This window comes from Bacillus sp. BS1807G30, from assembly GCF_040047675.1.
In the GTDB taxonomy this organism is placed as follows: domain Bacteria; phylum Bacillota; class Bacilli; order Bacillales; family Bacillaceae; genus Bacillus; species Bacillus altitudinis.
The window spans coordinates 2375673-2392627 of record NZ_CP157353.1 but is presented as its reverse complement, the minus strand read 5'-3'; the positions used below and the strand labels follow the sequence as shown (position 1 = coordinate 2392627).

Genomic DNA, 16955 nt, shown 5'->3' with positions numbered 1-16955 from the left:
GTTTATAGGCATGTAAACGCTTGAAAAAGGGACATGCCTATGATATGCTTTCATCAACCAATAAATAAAGTCCTGATACGTACGGTGGTTACCTAGTTTTGACCGAACATTTTTTTCTACGGGAGCTTGCCTTTCCTTTCTGCATAAATGCCTCTTCTGAGGACTTATAAAGTGAGGAAGAAAGCACCCACCTGCATGGTGCGGGGTTCAAAACGAAGGAAAAGCTGGCGGCGTGATCGGGACTTTTTTGTGTTTTTTTCTATTTGAGAAGGATGACGGAGAATGCTGAATATGATATGATTCTTTCGATTCATTTTAAATAAAGGTGGAGTGAGGCACTTGTTACATCAGTTTTCAAGAAACGAGCTTGCCATTGGCAAGGAAGGCTTAAATATATTAAAAAACAGTACAGTTGCAGTGCTTGGAGTAGGCGGCGTAGGTTCTTTTGCAGTAGAAGCCCTTGCTCGTTCAGGTGTTGGCCGTATTGTTCTTGTTGATAAAGATGATATTGATATTACAAATGTAAATAGGCAGCTGCCAGCTTTGCTATCAACGGTTGGTCAGCCTAAAGTTGACTTAATGCAGGCAAGAATTGCTGACATTAACCCAGAATGTGAAGTTGTTGCGCTCAAAATGTTCTATACAGAAGAAACATATGAACAATTCTTTGAGTATCCACTTGATTATGTCATTGATGCATCAGATACAATTCATTATAAAATTCATTTAATGAAAGAGTGCCTGAAACGCGATGTGAACATTATTTCGAGTATGGGTGCTGCAAATAAAACAGATCCGACACGTTTTAAAATTGATGACATCTCGAAAACACATACAGACCCAATTGCGAAAGTCGTCAGAACACGCCTGCGGAAGGAAGGCATTCGTAAGGGAATTGAAGTTATTTTCTCTGATGAAAGTCCGATTGTCATTCGTGAAGATGTGAGAAAAGAAGTTGGAAATGATGAAGCGAAAATTCGTAAGGCACAAATGCCGCCGTCATCCAATGCTTTTGTTCCATCTGTGGCTGGACTGATCATGGGTGGTCATGTCATTATGAAACTGTTAAAAGATATTCCGATTACACGTGTGAATGATAAATAAACAGCCCGCCTGCTTAGAGCAGGGGGCTTTTTTTATTTTTGCCGTCTTAAATTTTCATACACTTGCTTTAGTGCACCTTCAAATTTTCCAGTTTGCTTTGGTTCATAATATTGCTTGTTTTTCAGCGGGTCAGGTAAATATTGCTGCTTCACCCAGCCATTTTCATAATCGTGCGGATATAAGTAATCGGCGCCCCTTCCAAGTGCTGCTGCCCCTTTATAGTGGGCATCTTTTAAATGAACGGGAACTTCACCAATTTTCCCCGTGCGAATATCATGCAGTGCCGCATCAATCGCTTGGTAAGCGGAGTTTGACTTTGGAGAAAGACACAGTTCAATCACGGCATTAGCGAGTGGGATTCGTGCTTCTGGGAAACCAACTCTCTCAGCTGTTTGAACAGCGCTTAACACACGTGGCCCTGCCTGCGGGCTGGCTAAGCCAATATCTTCATAAGCCATCACAAGTAATCGTCTCGAAATGCTTTCAAGGTCTCCCGCTTCAATGAGTCTTGCAAGGTAATGTAGCGCAGCATCTGCGTCAGATCCTCTGATGGATTTTTGAAAAGCCGAGAGGACATCATAATGGGCATCACCGTTTTTATCATGCGAGAAGCTCTTTTTTTGTAAACATTCTTCTGCTGCAGCTAGAGTGATCGTGATCTGTCCAGATTCATCCGCTTTTGTCGATAAGACGGCTAGTTCAAGCGCATTTAAAGCGGAACGCACATCTCCTCCGCATCCATTTGCAAAATGATTCATTGCCTCCTCATCAACTTTGACCGAATAACCGCCAAGCCCGCGATGTTCATCCTGTAAAGCTCGAGATAATGCAGCTTTGATTTGCTCTGTTTCCAGCGGCTTCAGCTCAAATATTTGTGTCCGGCTACGGATGGCTGGGTTGATCGCATGATACGGATTAGCTGTTGTCGCGCCAATTAAAATGATCATGCCATTTTCTAAATACGGAAGAAGGAAATCCTGCTTCCCTTTATCGAGTCTGTGGACTTCGTCTAAAATCAAGATGACCTGACCACTCATTTTCGCTTCAGCGGCGACAGCTTCCATATCTTTTTTGTTATGAATCACCGCATTCAATGTACGGAAGGCAATGCTTGTACTGCCAGCGATTGCAGTTGCAATGGATGTTTTGCCGATTCCCGGCGGCCCGTATAAAATCATCGAGGACAAATGTTTCGCCTCGACCATTCGTCTAATAATTTGACCTTCTCCAACGAGATGCTCCTGCCCAATAATGTCTCCAATATGACTTGGGCGCATCCGATACGCTAAAGGTTTCATGATTATCTCTCCTAAAGCAATGTCTTGTTTGTATAGAGTACCGAAATTTCTTCAAATAGAAAAGGGATGCGTCCTCGTTTTGAGCTCAGAACCCGCAAATGAAAGTTGGCTAAAAGTATGATATAATTGCTTTTGGTCTATATAAGCGTATATGAAATCAGAAAAAAATTGATGACATAGAAATAGAAAACGCAGAGGTGTTTAACTTGAAAATTTCTACTAAAGGCAGATATGGTCTGACGATCATGATCGAATTAGCCAAAAAACATGGCGAAGGCCCTACATCATTAAAATCAATCGCTCAAAACAATGATTTGTCTGAGCATTATTTAGAGCAGCTTGTATCACCACTTCGCAATGCTCGTCTTGTGAAAAGTATCCGCGGAGCGTATGGTGGCTATGTGCTTGCCCATGAGCCAAACGAGATTACAGCCGGTGATATTATTCGAGTATTAGAAGGACCTATTAGTCCTGTTGAAGTGATCGAAAACGAAGAGCCAGCAAAGCGTGCACTTTGGATTCGTATTCGTGATGCAGTAAAAGACGTACTAGACAATACAACTCTTGAAGACTTGGCAAGCTATAAAGATGACGAGGATCAAGAGGCGTATATGTTCTATATTTAGATCAGAGGTGTACCGGAAATGGAACGTATCTATTTAGATCATGCAGCCACAACGCCGATGGATCAGCGAATTGTGGACAAGATGATGCCTTACTTTACAGAGATATTTGGCAATCCCTCTAGTATTCATTCATATGGACGCGAGGCAAGAAAGTGGCTCGATGAAGCAAGGGAAGTCATTGCAGGAGAATTACACTGTAAGCAGCAGGAGATCATCCTCACAAGCGGGGGAACAGAGGCAGACAACTTGGCCATTACAGGTGTGGCAATGGCAAGGCAGCATGAAGGAAAACATATCATCACAACAAAAACTGAGCATCATGCAGTGCTGCATACATGCGAACGCTTAGAGAAGCTTGGTTTTGATGTGACGTATTTAGATGTGGATCACACTGGATTGATTCATCTTGATCAATTAAAACAAGCACTAAGAGACGATACAATTCTTGTGACCATCATGTATGGCAATAACGAAACAGGTGTGATTCAGCCAATTAAAGAAATTGGTCAACTTTTGCATGATCACGCTGCTCATTTTCATACAGACGCTGTACAGGCATTTGGGACAATATCAATTGATGTCACAGAACTTCATATCGACCTCTTATCTGCGTCCGGTCATAAACTAAATGGCCCGATGGGAACAGGCTTTTTATACGTGAATGAGCGTGTAAAACTTTCTCCGCAGCTATTCGGAGGAGAACAAGAAAGAAAACGCCGTGCTGGCACTGAAAATGTGGCGGGAATCATTGGACTTGCAGAAGCAGTTCAATTAACAAAGCAAAATAGAAGAGAAAAAGCAGTGCATTATGGTAAGCTCAAAGAAGCGATGCTGCAAGTATTCGAAGAGGAATCACTCAATTTCTCTATCAATGGACATCCGAAAGAGACATTGCCGCATATTTTAAATGTCCACTTCCCGGGCGTTTCTATTGAATCGTTACTTGTGAACTTAGATATGGAAGGGATTGCTGTTTCGAGCGGGTCAGCATGTACGGCTGGATCTGTCCTTCCTTCGCACGTATTAAGCGCCATGTATGGTGAAGAAGCAAAAGAGCTGACATCCTCAGTCAGAATAAGCTTCGGTCTTGGAAATGAAGAGGAACATGTGAAGCAGGCGGCGCGTAAGATAGCGACTGTCGTGAAACGCCTAGCCAAATAAATGCTCCCTTTTGTTCGTGTGTGAAAAATGAAACAGCTAGGCACCTGAAGAACGAAACGCGCACGTTGTTTCATTGAAATTGGAGTTGATGAAGATGACAAAAAGACCTGAAGACACAAGAGTTGTGGTCGGTATGTCCGGAGGCGTCGATTCATCAGTTGCTGCGCTCATGTTAAAGGAGCAAGGCTATGATGTGATCGGCATATTTATGAAAAACTGGGATGACACAGATGAAAATGGTGTATGTACAGCAACGGAGGACTATGAGGATGTCATTCGTGTTTGTAACCAGATTGGAATCCCATATTATGCAGTGAATTTCGAGAAACAGTATTGGGACAAAGTGTTTCAATATTTTCTTGATGAATATAAAGCAGGCAGAACGCCGAACCCAGATGTCATGTGTAACAAAGAAATTAAGTTCAAAGCATTTCTTGAGCATGCATTGTCGCTTGGAGCGGATTATTTGGCAACAGGCCACTATGCCCGTGTCGACAGAACCGGCGATGAAGTGAAAATGCTAAGAGGTCTTGATACAAACAAAGACCAAACTTATTTCTTGAATCAGCTGACTCAAGAACAGCTTGATAAAGTGTTGTTCCCAATCGGCGATTTAGAGAAAAAAAGAGTGCGTGAATTAGCGAAAGAAGCAGAGCTCGCAACAGCAACGAAAAAAGATTCTACGGGCATCTGCTTTATTGGGGAAAGAAACTTTAAAACATTCCTCAGCCAATATTTGCCTGCACAGCCCGGTGTGATGCAGACAATGGACGGAGAAGTAAAAGGTGAACATGATGGACTCATGTATTACACGATCGGTCAACGCCAAGGACTTGGCATTGGCGGAAGCGGTGATCCGTGGTTCGTTGTTGGGAAGGACTTAGAGAAAAATATCTTATTTGTTGAACAAGGCTTCCACAATCCGCTTTTATACTCTGAAAGTATTTCAGCTGTTAACATCAGCTGGACTCGTCCTCATATTGTCGGCGAAAACGGTGAACTCACATGCACAGCGAAATTCCGATACCGTCAAGAAGATCATCATGTAAAAGTCAAAATGACAGGTGAGCAGGAAGCAATGGTGATCTTTGATGAACCCGTTCGTGCTGTCACTCCAGGACAAGCTGTTGTTTTTTATGATGGCGAAGAATGTCTTGGCGGCGGGACCATTGACGATGTCTTTAAAGATGGCCAAAAGCTGTCGTATGTGTAACATGTGTTAAAAACCTCAACGTCGCTGTTGAGGTTTTTTAATGAAAGGATGAAGAGAGCGAATGAATCATAACGAAATCGGTATTGAAGCTTTAAATCAAGGGAACATCGAACAGGCAGCTGAAGCTTTTACGAAAGCCATTGAAGAAAGCCCAAAGGACCCGGTTCCATATATTAACTTTGCGAATTTACTTTCAAGCGTTCATGAATTTGAACGTGCTTTGAACTTCTTTCAAAAAGCCATTGAACTTGATCATACAGCAGCTGCAGCCTATTACGGGGCAGGAAATGTCTACACGATGAAAGAAGACTTTATGAAAGCGAAAGACTATTTTGAGCAAGCGCTAAAAGCTGGAATGGAAAACAGTGATTTGTTTTATATGTTAGGGCAGACACTGATGAAATTAGAGCAGCCGAAGCTTGCGATGCCTTATCTTCAGCGTGCAGTTGAGCTAAACGAAGAAGATAACGAAGCAAGATTTCAATTTGGCATGTGCTTAGCGAATGAACATCTACTGGAGGAAGCGGTCACAGTCTTTACTGAAGTGATTGCGCGAGATCCGCAGCATGCAGACGCCTTTTATAATGCAGGCGTTGCGTATGCGTATTTAGAAAAAAAAGATGAAGCGCTTGAAATGCTAGGAAAAGCCATTGACGTGCAGCCTGATCATATGCTTGCATTGCATGCGCAAAAGCTGATTCAAGAGGCAGAATAACCGGAAGGAGGGAAGACCTGTGCAGGAACATCCAGATCAAATGAAGCTTGAAGACGAACCGTTTTTAAAAGGGACGGTTCAAGCCGTTATTTTCCATAACGAAAGTAATTTATACTCGGTGTTAAAAGTAAAAGTCATTGAAACATCAGAGAATTTAGAGGAAAAAACAGCATCTGTCACAGGGTACTTCCCAGCGCTTCATGAGGAGGAAACCTACACCTTCTATGGCAAGGTCACAAGTCATCCGAAGTTTGGTGAGCAGTTTCAAGCCACTCATTTTCAAAAGGAAGTCCCTACAACAAAACAAGGCATTATTCATTATCTCTCTAGTGACTTGTTTGAAGGGATTGGGAAAAAGACGGCGGAAGAAATCGTCGGCAAGTTAGGCAATCAGACGCTTCATCAAATTATGCGTGATCCGTCTGTTTTGTATGACGTCCCGCGCCTGTCAAAAAAGAAGGCAGATAAGCTGGCTGCCGCACTTCAGGAGCATCAGGGGCTTGAGCAAATCATGATCAGCCTGAATCAATATGGCTTTGGTCCTCAGCTTAGCATGAAGATTTACCAAGTGTACGAGAGTGAAACGTTGCAGAAAATTGAAGAAAACCCTTATCAGCTCGTCAAAGACGTAGAGGGGATTGGATTTATTAAAGCAGATGAACTCGGCGCTAGAACAGGGATATCTGGAAATGATCCAGACCGCATTCGTGCAGCCCTTTTGTATACCGTTGAGACAGCAAGCCTGCAAGACGGTCATACGTACATACAAACGAAAGATCTGATCATTGAAACCCGTAAATTGCTGAATCAAACAGGCAATGACTACAAAGTGACTGAAATGGACGTTGCCAATCAGATCATTGCACTTGGTGAAGGGAAAGACATGATCATTGAAGATGATCGCTGTTATCATCCTTCGCTCTTTTATGCGGAACAAAGTGTTGCAAAACGCATTCAAAAAATTGTCTCTCAAACAGAATATGCAGATCAATTTCCTGAATCAGAATTTCTTCTCGCACTTGGTGAATTGGAGGAGCGGCTGGGTGTCCAGTATGCACCGACCCAAAAAGAAGCCATTCAAAAGGCACTCATGTCCCCGATGCTGCTCTTAACAGGCGGGCCGGGTACAGGGAAAACGACGGTCATTAAAGGGATTGTCGAGCTTTACAGCGATCTTCACGGCGTATCTCTTGACCCGGGTGATTATAAAAAAGATGAAGCATTTCCGTTCGTACTTGCCGCACCAACTGGACGTGCTGCGAAACGAATGACAGAATCCACTGGACTTCCTGCTGTGACCATTCACCGGCTGCTAGGCTGGAATGGATCAGAAGGCTTCTCACATGATGAAGACCAGCCGATTGAAGGAAAGCTTGTCATCATTGATGAATCGAGTATGCTGGATATTTGGCTGGCGAACCATTTGTTTAAGGCGATCCCAGATCATATTCAAGTCATTATGGTTGGAGACGAACATCAACTTCCATCTGTCGGACCTGGTCAAGTGTTAAGAGACCTGCTTGCGTCACAAGCTATACCGGCAGTTACACTAACTGATATTTACCGGCAGGCAGACGGTTCAACAATTGTTGAGCTTGCGCATGATATGAAAAATGGTGTTTTGCCAAAGGATATTACTGCACGCTCGAAGGATCGATCCTTTATTCAATGCTCTAGTGACCAAATGAAAGAAGTCATCGAGAAAGTGGTCAGCAATGCTGCTCAAAAGGGTTATTCAGCAAAGGACATTCAAGTGCTTGCCCCGATGTATAAAGGAAAAGCAGGCATTAATGAACTGAATAAAATGCTCCAGCAAATTTTGAATCCTAAAAAGCCAAAAGGAAGAGAAATTCCATTTGGTGATGTCGTCTACCGGACAGGTGATAAGGTACTTCAGCTTGTCAATCAGCCCGAGAATAACATTTTTAATGGAGATATTGGAGAAATTGTCTCGATCTTTTATGCGAAAGAAAACACGGAAAAAGAAGATATGGCGGTCATCTCCTTTGATGGAAACGAAATCACGTTTACGAAAAAAGATTTTCATCAATTTACACACGCTTATTGTTGCTCGATTCATAAATCCCAGGGCAGTGAATTCCCAATCGTGGTGCTGCCAGTCGTGAGAAGTTATTATCGAATGCTTCGAAGAAATTTGCTTTACACTGCCATTACACGAAGTAAAAAGTTTTTAATTTTGTGCGGTGAGGAATCAGCATTAGAGTGGGGCGTAAAAAATAATGAAGACTCCCTCAGACAAACGTCTTTAACTATGCGTCTTACTGAAACGGAAGAAGTCATGGATGCTGAGCTAGCAGCCCTCCAAAAAGAACTTCCTTTCAGCGTACACGATGCCAATATTGGCATGGAGGGAATCACTCCGTTTGATTTTATGCAAGAGTAAATGGCTTCCATGGAAGCCATCATATTGTTAAACAAAGGGCTAAAATGAACTTGATTTTAGCCCTTTGTTTTTTTTCAGCGTGAAAGAAAACCTTTGCAGCCCTAAGAAGGACGAGTACTGGCGCGGAGCGAATTTGACATTCGTGAGCACCAGCACGCAGGACTGACAAAGAATGCGAGGGTTTGTCTACACGCTGATGGCTTCCTTCATGGAAGCCATTTCTTCGTATGAGTCATAGAGGAAACGCACACGATAAGACTGTTCCGAAAAGGTGGTTGATCACATTTTGAGAACATGTCGAGAGCTTGAAGGACTGACGATCTATACAGACGAGCTGTCTCATTCACTTGGGGCGATCAAAGATATTTGCTTTTTAGCCGGCGGCAGCTGCGGAGGATATGTATTAGATGGGAAAAAGAAAGACTGTGCTTTCATTCCATTCTCAGCTGGCGACAAACTGACAGACGAAGGTCTATATGTGAGCTGCCAGAAGGGAGTCGAAATAGATGCCTCCGCCCCATCCTTCTTCTTTTCGAAATTAAAAAAGAAAATGATCCATACGCCAGATGGTGAAACATTAGGTGTTTTGGAAGATGTATACTTTTGCATGAATTCGGGCACAATCGTAGCATATGAACTCTCGGACGGCTTCTTTACAGAGCTATCAGGGATTCGAAAGCAGCTGCATGCTGCCGGAACCTTGATGGACGTTCAAAAGGAAGCACTTGTTCTAAACCGAACGTAAAGAGGTGCTGAATATGCTCATTTGCCCAAATTGCAAATGTAAAGACATCGGAAAAATTGGGGTCAATCAATATTATTGTTGGGGCTGTTTTATTGAATTGACGCTGTCAAAAGGCAAAATATCTACTCACCAAGTGGAGGAAGACGGTACACTAAGCAGTTTAGACGACCTGTTTAGTGATGATGAACGTTCAATTCAACTATAAGTGTTAAGGGGGAATTTCGAATGGGCAAAATGACTTCTTCACTATTAACGCTTGGTGCAGGTGCACTCGCATATCACTTTGCAAGTCGATATGATATGCCATCTAAGCGGGATATGAAAAAGATGAGAAAACGAGTTATGCGAATGTTTTAAACAAAAAGGGACATCCACCATGAGCGGATGTCCTTTTTTTATGCCTGCCTGTATTCTAATCTCCGTGCAAGTAAGGACAAGCTGAAGTTAACAACAAAATACATCATGGCAGCCAAGAGGAAAATAGGAAGTAAATAAGATTGGCTTTGACCATTTAAAATCTGTGCGTGATGCAATAATTCTGGAAGGGCAATCACAACGGCAAGCGATGTATCTTTTAAAAGAGAAATAAATTGGCTGACAATCGGCGGTACCATTCGGCGTAACGCCTGTGGCATGATAATCATTTTTAACGTTTGAATATACGTTAAGCCAGAGGACCTGGCAGCTTCGATTTGTCCTTTATCAATTGATTTTAACCCACTGCGAATGATTTCTGACAGCATGGCGGATTCAAACACGGTTAAAGCCGCAATGGCAGAGGCGGTGATGCTCAGCTTAATACCGATTTCAGGCAGGGCGAAATACGTAAAAAAGATGATCAGCAAAAGCGGCAGGTTCCGGACGGTTTCAACAATGACCGCAAGCACCTTTGATAAAATAGGGATTTGTGCGAACCTCAATGTGCCAACGACTAATCCGATGATAAAGCTTAAAATGATGGAGATAAAAGCCACTTTTAAGGTGACAGCAAATCCTTCAAGTAAAAAGGCGAGATGATCGGGCTGGTAGGCACCTATAAAATCCATTGTGTTTCCTCCTTTCTAGTGGCTTCGGGCTAATCTTTTTTCTAAATAACCAACGCCTAGACTAAGCGGAATGGTCAATAGAAGATAGAACATGGCAACAAAGATGTATACATCAAATGTCACAAACGTTCTCGAAGCGATAAGGTCTCCTTGGTACATCAGATCAAACCCTGCAATGACACCTAAAATAGACGAGTTTTTCACAAGATTTATAAATTGATTCCCAAGTGGGGGAATGACAATTTTGATTGCCTGCGGCAGAATAATATATCGCATCGTTCCGCCATATGACAGGCCAGAAGCTCTAGCTGCTTCCATTTGTCCAAGCGGTACAGCTTGTATACCTGCACGAATGGCTTCAGCGATAAAAGCAGACGTATAAATGGAGAGGGCAATGGTTCCTGCTGTAAAGCCATCTGCCACAATGCCAAGTACCGGTAAACCAAAGAAGAACACAAAGGTGATCAATAATAACGGAATATTCCGAATAAATTCCACATAAGCCGTCCCTAACCAGTTGAGCGGCCTTAGTGGCGCAATTCTCATAATGGCAATGAGTGTACCGATGAAAAAGCTTCCAATCAACGCAATGACACTTGCACCAATCGTATATTTAAACCCTTCTAAATAAAGATGGAAGTTCTCAGTTAAAATGGAAAACCGCAGCAATCAGTTCACTTCCTTCCTAATCAACAGAGGAGCCGGCAAGCGGCTCTCCTGAGGGTGTTGAGGTTGATCGAGTCAATTGATTATTCTTTGATCCATTTTTTATGAATCTTGTCATACTCTCCATTGTCTTTTAATGCCTTTAACGCTTTATTAATGGCTTCTGTCAATTCTTCATCGCCTTTTTTCACAGCGATGCCATAAGGCTCATCGGTAAATGTTCCACCAACGACTTCATAATTTGAATCTTCGTCTGCCATGCCAAATAAAATTGCATTATCAGTTGTCAGAACTTGCCCTTGATTTGATTTTAAGGCTGTAAAGGCTTCTTGGTAATTTTCAAATTCTAAAACGGATGCTTCTGGTGCTTTTTCGCGAATGTTTTGAGAAGAAGTGGACCCTTTCACTGCAAGCACCTTCGTACCTTTTTTTAGATCATCAATCGATTGAATGTCGCTGCCTTTTTTCACAAGCAGTGATTGTCCTGCTTCAAAGTAAACATCTGAGAAATTGACCTCTTTTTTACGCTCTTCTGTGATCGTCATTGTGGCAACAATGGCATGAATATCTTCTTTTTGCAGTAAAGGAATTCTTGTTTTAGATGTCACTTCTTTAAATTCTGCTTTTCCTTCATCACCGAGCATTTCTTTAGTGATCGCTTTTGCGATATCGATATCAAACCCTTCAATATCCCCGCTACTAGGATTTTTTAGACCGAATAAACGAGTATCGTTTTTTACACCGAAAACGATTTTTTTGTCTTTCTTAATGGCTTCTAATGAGCTGCTTTGTTTTGCATCGGTTGAGCCTTTCTCGGCAGAGCCGCAGGCAGCGAGAGCGATCATACAGCAAGTCATCAACAGTAATAGGCCAAAGCGTTTCATTTTTTTCATCAAATTCATTCCCCCTAGTGATTTAAAATACGGCTTAAAAAGAGCTGAGCGCGTTTCTCGCGCGGTTTTTCATAAAAGGCAGCTGGTGTAGATTCTTCAAGAATTCTTCCTTCATCAATAAACACAATACGGTCTGCGACTTCACGGGCAAACCCCATCTCGTGTGTGACAACGACCATTGTCATTCCTTCCCTTGCCAGCTGTTTCATCACATCTAGCACCTCACCGATCATCTCTGGATCAAGAGCTGATGTTGGTTCATCGAAAAGCATGACCTCAGGTTTCATTGCAAGTCCCCTTGCGATTGCCACACGCTGCTGCTGTCCTCCTGAGAGTCTAGAAGGGTAGGTGTCTGCTTTTTCAGGAATGCCAACTTTATTTAAATAAAATTCAGCTGTTTCCTTTGCTTCTTCTTTGCTCACTTTTTTAACCTTCATCGGCGCAAGCATAATGTTTTCAAGCACCGTCTTATGCGGATAAAGATGGAAGTGCTGAAACACCATCCCGATATTTTGCCTGATGAGATTGATGTTGGTTTTCGGATGCTGAACAGACACTTGATTGACAAGGACTTTTCCTTCATCAATGCTTTCAAGACGATTGATACACCTGAGCATCGTGCTTTTTCCAGATCCTGAAGGACCGATGATCACAACAACCTCACCTTTTTGAATATGTAGGTTAATGTCCTTAAGTACATGGAACTGGCCGTAATGCTTGTTGACTTCTTCGAATGTGATCATGAAGAACCTCCTCTTCTAATGATTGAGCTAAAGTGGATTCTAGCATAAATGAGGCGAAAATAAGAAAATAATGGAATATTTTCTAACGAGATTTTTACAGCAAACAGTGACTTTGGATGGAGCCGTATGTTTCATGTGTATTCATTTTTAACAAAGTTAGGACAAATTTTATTTACATGGATAATTGCAGAAGTTGGTTAAACAATAAGAAGAGAGGTGAAAAAGGTGAAGAAACGTCCGATCGAGTTTCTAATATATGCTGCAGGTGTACTGCTTGTCCTTGCGTCTTTACTCATTTTGGTTCAGCTCGACGAGTTATGGATGCCTATTTTTTTATTGCTCAAAGCGGTTTTGATCCCGCTTCTTATCGCTATTTTTATTTCTTATCTTCTTTATCCAATTGTTGAAAGACTACATAAGCGAGGTTTGCCAAGGACGGTCAGTCTCTTATTGATATATGTGCTGTTTTTTGGCGGCATTGGTTTGGCTGTGTATAAAGGGGCACCGGTTTTAATCGCTCAGTTAAATGAATTGTCGGAGCAAATTCCCATGCTTGCCGAAACGTATAATGGTGCTTTATCACATGTTCATCGTCATACAAGCCACTGGCCTGATGGACTGCATGAACGGCTGGATCGTTTTATTGTCCAATCTGAAACGTATGCCGCAAATGGGGCAGAGCGGATGATTCTTAGCTGTAAAGTACTGCTTGATTACGCCTTAGTTGCTGCACTTATTCCTTTTCTTGTCTTTTATATGGTGAAAGATATGAACACGATGAAGCGGGCAGCATGGTATTTAACCCCGCCAAGCTTTCGAAAAAGGGGACATGCCTTTGTGAAAGCAGTGGATGACTCACTTGGGGATTATATTAGAGGGCAATTGCTTGTCTGTTCTTTAATTGGGGGAGCTGCTGCCATTGTTCTTTGGCTGTTTCATATTCCATATCCGCTTGTACTAGGTATGTTAATCGGTGCAACGAATGTCATTCCGTATTTTGGCCCGATTATTGGAGCGATCCCAGCTGTCTTTATCGCTTTTACCATCTCAGTGAAGTCAGTGATCATTGTGCTAATTACAGTAGCCGTGCTTCAATTTTTAGAAAGCAATGTACTGAGTCCGATCATTGTCGGAAGAAGCCTGCATATGCATCCTGTCGTGATCATGCTGGTGTTACTCGCTGGAGGTGAGCTGTTTGGCTTGATTGGAATGATTTTAGCCGTACCTTCCGCAGCCATTATGAGGGTCATTATTGTGCAATATATTCACATGAGACGAAGCGTTCATTGACAAGACGAGCCGAGTTGTCTATAATAATTTCGATTCATACATATTGAATTCAATGACGGACCCGAGTACGTTAAAAAGCTGTTGCAGAGAGAGGCTTTGTTTGCTGAGAAAAGCCTTATCAGACCTTTAACGGAAGCTAGTCCCGAGTGCAGATAAACACTGCCGCTCTCTTCCGGCGTTATCGGATGTGAAGGTGATAGACGCATATGTCTATAATCAGGGTGGTACCGCGAGAGCATCTCGTCCCTGTGTAAGTAGTTTTTTGCTTGCATAGGGCGGGATGTTTTTTCGTTTGTGTGAAGATTGAGAATAAAAAAGGGAGGATTTATGATGAAAACTTTAACTTCAGCTCAAGTACGTCAAATGTTTTTAGATTTTTTTAAAGAAAAAGGACATGCTGTCGAACCGAGTGCGTCCCTCGTACCGCATGACGATCCAACACTTTTATGGATTAACAGCGGGGTGGCAACATTAAAGAAATACTTCGATGGCCGCGTCGTGCCTGAGAATCCACGTATTTGCAACGCACAAAAATCAATTCGTACAAATGACATTGAAAATGTAGGGAAAACAGCACGCCATCATACGTTTTTTGAAATGCTGGGCAACTTCTCTATTGGAGACTATTTCAAAGAAGAGGCAATCGAATGGGCTTGGGAATTCCTCACAAGTGACGAGTGGATTGGCTTTGATCCGAATCTGTTATCTGTAACGGTACATCCAGAGGATGAAGAAGCATATGTTCTTTGGAGAGATAAAATGGGTGTCCCTGAGGAACGAATTATTCGTCTAGAGGGCAACTTCTGGGATATTGGCGAGGGGCCAAGTGGTCCGAATACAGAAATTTTCTATGATCGCGGCGAAGCATATGGCAACGACATGAACGACCCTGAATTATATCCAGGCGGAGAAAATGAACGTTATCTAGAAGTATGGAATCTTGTTTTTTCTGAATTTAACCATAATCCAGATGGTACATATACACCGCTTCCGAAGAAAAACATTGATACAGGAATGGGTCTTGAGCGTATGGTCTCTGTGATTCAAAACGTACCGACGAACTTTGATACAGACCTGTTCATGCCGATTATTCGTGCAGTAGAAACGATTTCTGGAGAAAGCTATGGGGAGTCAAAAGAAAAAGACACAGCATTTAAAGTCATTGCTGACCATATTCGTACTGTTGCCTTTGCCGTCAGTGACGGAGCACTTCCTTCTAATGAAGGCCGAGGTTATGTGTTAAGACGTTTGCTGCGCCGTGCTGTGCGTTATGCAAAAACGATCCATATCCACCGTCCATTCATGTATGATCTAGTTCCAGTTGTTGCGGAGATCATGAAGGATTTCTATCCAGATGTTCAAGCAAAAGAAGAATTTATTGCAAAAGTGATCAAAAATGAAGAAGAGCGTTTCCATGAGACACTGAATGAAGGGTTAGCCATTTTATCAGAAGTGATCAAAAAAGAACGAGACAATGGCAGCTCACAAATTTCCGGTAAAGATGTGTTTAAGCTTTATGACACATATGGATTCCCGGTCGAACTCACAGAAGAATATGCTGAAGATGAGAACATGACAGTCGATCGTGAAGGCTTCCAGCTAGAAATGGAGAAGCAGCGTGAACGTGCAAGAAATGCCAGACAAGATGTGGGCAGTATGCAGGTTCAAGGCGGGGCTTTAGGCGATATAAAAGCAGAAAGTACGTTTGTTGGCTACGAAAATTTAACTGCAGATGCTCGTATTATCGAATTGCTTCAAAACGGTGAAATTGTCACAGAAGCACACGAAGGGGAAACGGTGCAAATTTTATTAGATGAAACACCTTTCTATGCGGAAAGCGGCGGACAAGTGGCGGATAAAGGAACGTTAAAAAGTGCCGAAGCGATCATTGATATCAAAGATGTGAAAAAGGCGCCAAACGGCCAGCATGTCCACGAAGGAGTCGTCGTAAGTGGTACGGTTCAAAAAGGCATTGAAGTCACTGCAGAAGTCGAATCAGCGCTTCGAAAAGGCATTGTGAAAAATCACACAGCGACACATCTTTTGCACCAAGCGCTAAAAGATGTATTGGGCAGCCACGTTAACCAAGCGGGTTCACTTGTGAATGAAAACAGACTTCGCTTTGACTTTTCTCACTTTGGACAAGTAACAAAAGAAGAATTGTCACAAATTGAAAAAATCGTCAACGAAAAGATTTGGGAAGGCATTTCGGTTGCCATTGACCTGAAACCAATTGCTGAAGCAAAAGAAATGGGCGCAATGGCGCTGTTTGGCGAGAAGTATGGCGATATTGTCCGTGTTGTGCAAGTGGGTGATTACAGCATCGAGTTATGCGGAGGCTGTCACGTTCAAAACACTGCGGAGATCGGATTGTTTAAAATTGCATCTGAATCGGGTATTGGTGCTGGAACACGCCGTATTGAGGCTGTAACAGGTAAAGGTGCTTATGAAGAATTAAATGATCAGCTTGCGATTTTAGAAAAGGCAGCTAATGAACTGAAATCAAATACAAAAGATGTACCAAAACGCATCGCTTCCTTGCAGGCTGATTTAAAAGAAGTTCAAAGAGAAAACGAATCACTTCTTGCGAAATTAAGTCAAGCAGAAGCTGGCTCTATTTTGGAAAAAGTTATCGAAGTTGGCGGAGTGAACGTGTTAACTGAAAAAGTAAACGCCAAAGACATGAACCATTTAAGAACGATGGTTGATGACTTAAAAGCGAAATTAGGTTCAGCTGTCATCGTACTTGGTGCCGTTCAAAATGGAAAAGTCAACATTTCAGCCGGTGTGACAAAAGATGTCATTGAAAAAGGTCTTCATGCAGGAAAACTTGTGAAGCAGGCAGCTGAAATTTGCGGCGGAGGCGGAGGCGGACGCCCAGATATGGCACAAGCAGGCGGGAAACAGCCAGAAAAGCTTGAAGAAGCACTGGCAACTGTCGAAGAATCTGTCAAATCCGTTTTATAATCAGTCAATGTAGTGTAGAATAATGGTATTAGATGAGCGGTTAGAAAAAAGCTTGCTAGTAGAATGTTGGAAGAGAGGTGCAAG

At 42.4% G+C, this 16955-nt stretch carries 16 protein-coding genes, 1 other RNA gene and 1 other annotated feature; of the genes, 12 read left to right on the top strand and 5 right to left on the bottom strand.

Annotated features, from left to right (window positions below; all coding sequences use genetic code 11):
* Positions 1-66: 66 nt before the first annotated feature.
* Positions 67-247: non-coding RNA, 6S RNA (gene ssrS / locus ABG082_RS12350), on the top strand.
* Between the two features lie 92 nt (positions 248-339).
* The gene (locus tag ABG082_RS12345; protein WP_348936142.1) at positions 340-1104 is read left to right on the top strand and encodes a tRNA threonylcarbamoyladenosine dehydratase; all 765 of its coding nucleotides are present in this window, start codon (positions 340-342) and stop codon (positions 1102-1104) included.
* 32 nt (positions 1105-1136) lie between these two features.
* Here the strand turns inward: ABG082_RS12345 and ABG082_RS12340 are convergent, their stop codons facing one another.
* Positions 1137-2402 (bottom strand): replication-associated recombination protein A, encoded by a 1266-nt coding sequence (locus tag ABG082_RS12340; RefSeq protein WP_008342715.1) that lies wholly within the window; start codon positions 2400-2402, stop codon positions 1137-1139.
* 206 nt (positions 2403-2608) lie between these two features.
* Between ABG082_RS12340 and ABG082_RS12335 the strand changes: the two genes are divergently transcribed.
* The 8 genes from ABG082_RS12335 to ABG082_RS12300 all read left to right on the top strand — a co-directional run bounded on the left by ABG082_RS12335 (position 2609) and on the right by ABG082_RS12300 (position 9623).
* Positions 2609-3028, top strand: coding sequence for an Rrf2 family transcriptional regulator (locus ABG082_RS12335; RefSeq protein ID WP_008342713.1), 420 nt, complete (start codon positions 2609-2611; stop codon positions 3026-3028).
* A gap of 18 nt (positions 3029-3046) precedes the next feature.
* Positions 3047-4189 carry a cysteine desulfurase family protein gene (locus ABG082_RS12330; protein WP_348936141.1) on the top strand — a complete coding sequence of 381 codons (1143 nt, stop codon included), beginning with the start codon at positions 3047-3049 and terminating at the stop codon, positions 4187-4189.
* A gap of 94 nt (positions 4190-4283) precedes the next feature.
* Positions 4284-5402, top strand: a complete 1119-nt coding sequence (gene mnmA / locus ABG082_RS12325) for a tRNA 2-thiouridine(34) synthase MnmA (protein WP_008342709.1) — start codon at positions 4284-4286, stop codon at positions 5400-5402.
* A gap of 61 nt (positions 5403-5463) precedes the next feature.
* Entirely contained in the window at positions 5464-6117 is a 654-nt protein-coding gene (locus tag ABG082_RS12320; protein WP_017367702.1) for a tetratricopeptide repeat protein, read from the top strand.
* Between the two features lie 19 nt (positions 6118-6136).
* The gene (locus tag ABG082_RS12315; protein ID WP_317327691.1) at positions 6137-8521 is read left to right on the top strand and encodes an ATP-dependent RecD-like DNA helicase; all 2385 of its coding nucleotides are present in this window, start codon (positions 6137-6139) and stop codon (positions 8519-8521) included.
* A gap of 286 nt (positions 8522-8807) precedes the next feature.
* A complete protein-coding gene (locus ABG082_RS12310; protein ID WP_224558497.1) occupies positions 8808-9266 on the top strand; it encodes a PRC-barrel domain-containing protein in 459 nt (152 codons plus the stop codon).
* A gap of 13 nt (positions 9267-9279) precedes the next feature.
* Positions 9280-9471, top strand: coding sequence for a hypothetical protein (locus tag ABG082_RS12305; RefSeq protein WP_003216308.1), 192 nt, complete (start codon positions 9280-9282; stop codon positions 9469-9471).
* A 20-nt stretch (positions 9472-9491) separates the two neighbouring features.
* Positions 9492-9623: a YrzQ family protein gene (locus ABG082_RS12300; protein WP_008362324.1), complete on the top strand. Its 132-nt coding sequence runs from the start codon at positions 9492-9494 to the stop codon at positions 9621-9623.
* 38 nt (positions 9624-9661) lie between these two features.
* On the opposite strand, the gene ABG082_RS12295 is transcribed toward ABG082_RS12300, so the two are convergent.
* From ABG082_RS12295 to ABG082_RS12280, 4 genes are all read right to left on the bottom strand, one after another.
* Complete coding sequence (locus ABG082_RS12295; protein ID WP_017367699.1) at positions 9662-10312, bottom strand: amino acid ABC transporter permease; 651 nt, start codon at positions 10310-10312, stop codon at positions 9662-9664.
* A gap of 15 nt (positions 10313-10327) precedes the next feature.
* Positions 10328-10981, bottom strand: coding sequence for an amino acid ABC transporter permease (locus ABG082_RS12290; RefSeq protein ID WP_007501460.1), 654 nt, complete (start codon positions 10979-10981; stop codon positions 10328-10330).
* Positions 10982-11061: 80 nt separating this feature from the next.
* Complete coding sequence (locus ABG082_RS12285) at positions 11062-11871, bottom strand: transporter substrate-binding domain-containing protein (RefSeq protein ID WP_348936140.1); 810 nt, start codon at positions 11869-11871, stop codon at positions 11062-11064.
* A 14-nt stretch (positions 11872-11885) separates the two neighbouring features.
* On the bottom strand, positions 11886-12614 hold the full coding sequence (locus ABG082_RS12280) for an amino acid ABC transporter ATP-binding protein (RefSeq protein WP_007501456.1): 729 nt from the start codon (positions 12612-12614) through the stop codon (positions 11886-11888).
* Positions 12615-12839: 225 nt separating this feature from the next.
* Between ABG082_RS12280 and ABG082_RS12275 the strand changes: the two genes are divergently transcribed.
* The gene (locus tag ABG082_RS12275) at positions 12840-13904 is read left to right on the top strand and encodes an AI-2E family transporter (RefSeq protein ID WP_017358104.1); all 1065 of its coding nucleotides are present in this window, start codon (positions 12840-12842) and stop codon (positions 13902-13904) included.
* Between the two features lie 43 nt (positions 13905-13947).
* Positions 13948-14155, top strand: a binding site (T-box leader).
* 79 nt (positions 14156-14234) lie between these two features.
* Positions 14235-16871 (top strand): alanine--tRNA ligase, encoded by a 2637-nt coding sequence (alaS, locus tag ABG082_RS12270; protein WP_017358103.1) that lies wholly within the window; start codon positions 14235-14237, stop codon positions 16869-16871.
* Positions 16872-16955 lie beyond the last annotated feature (84 nt).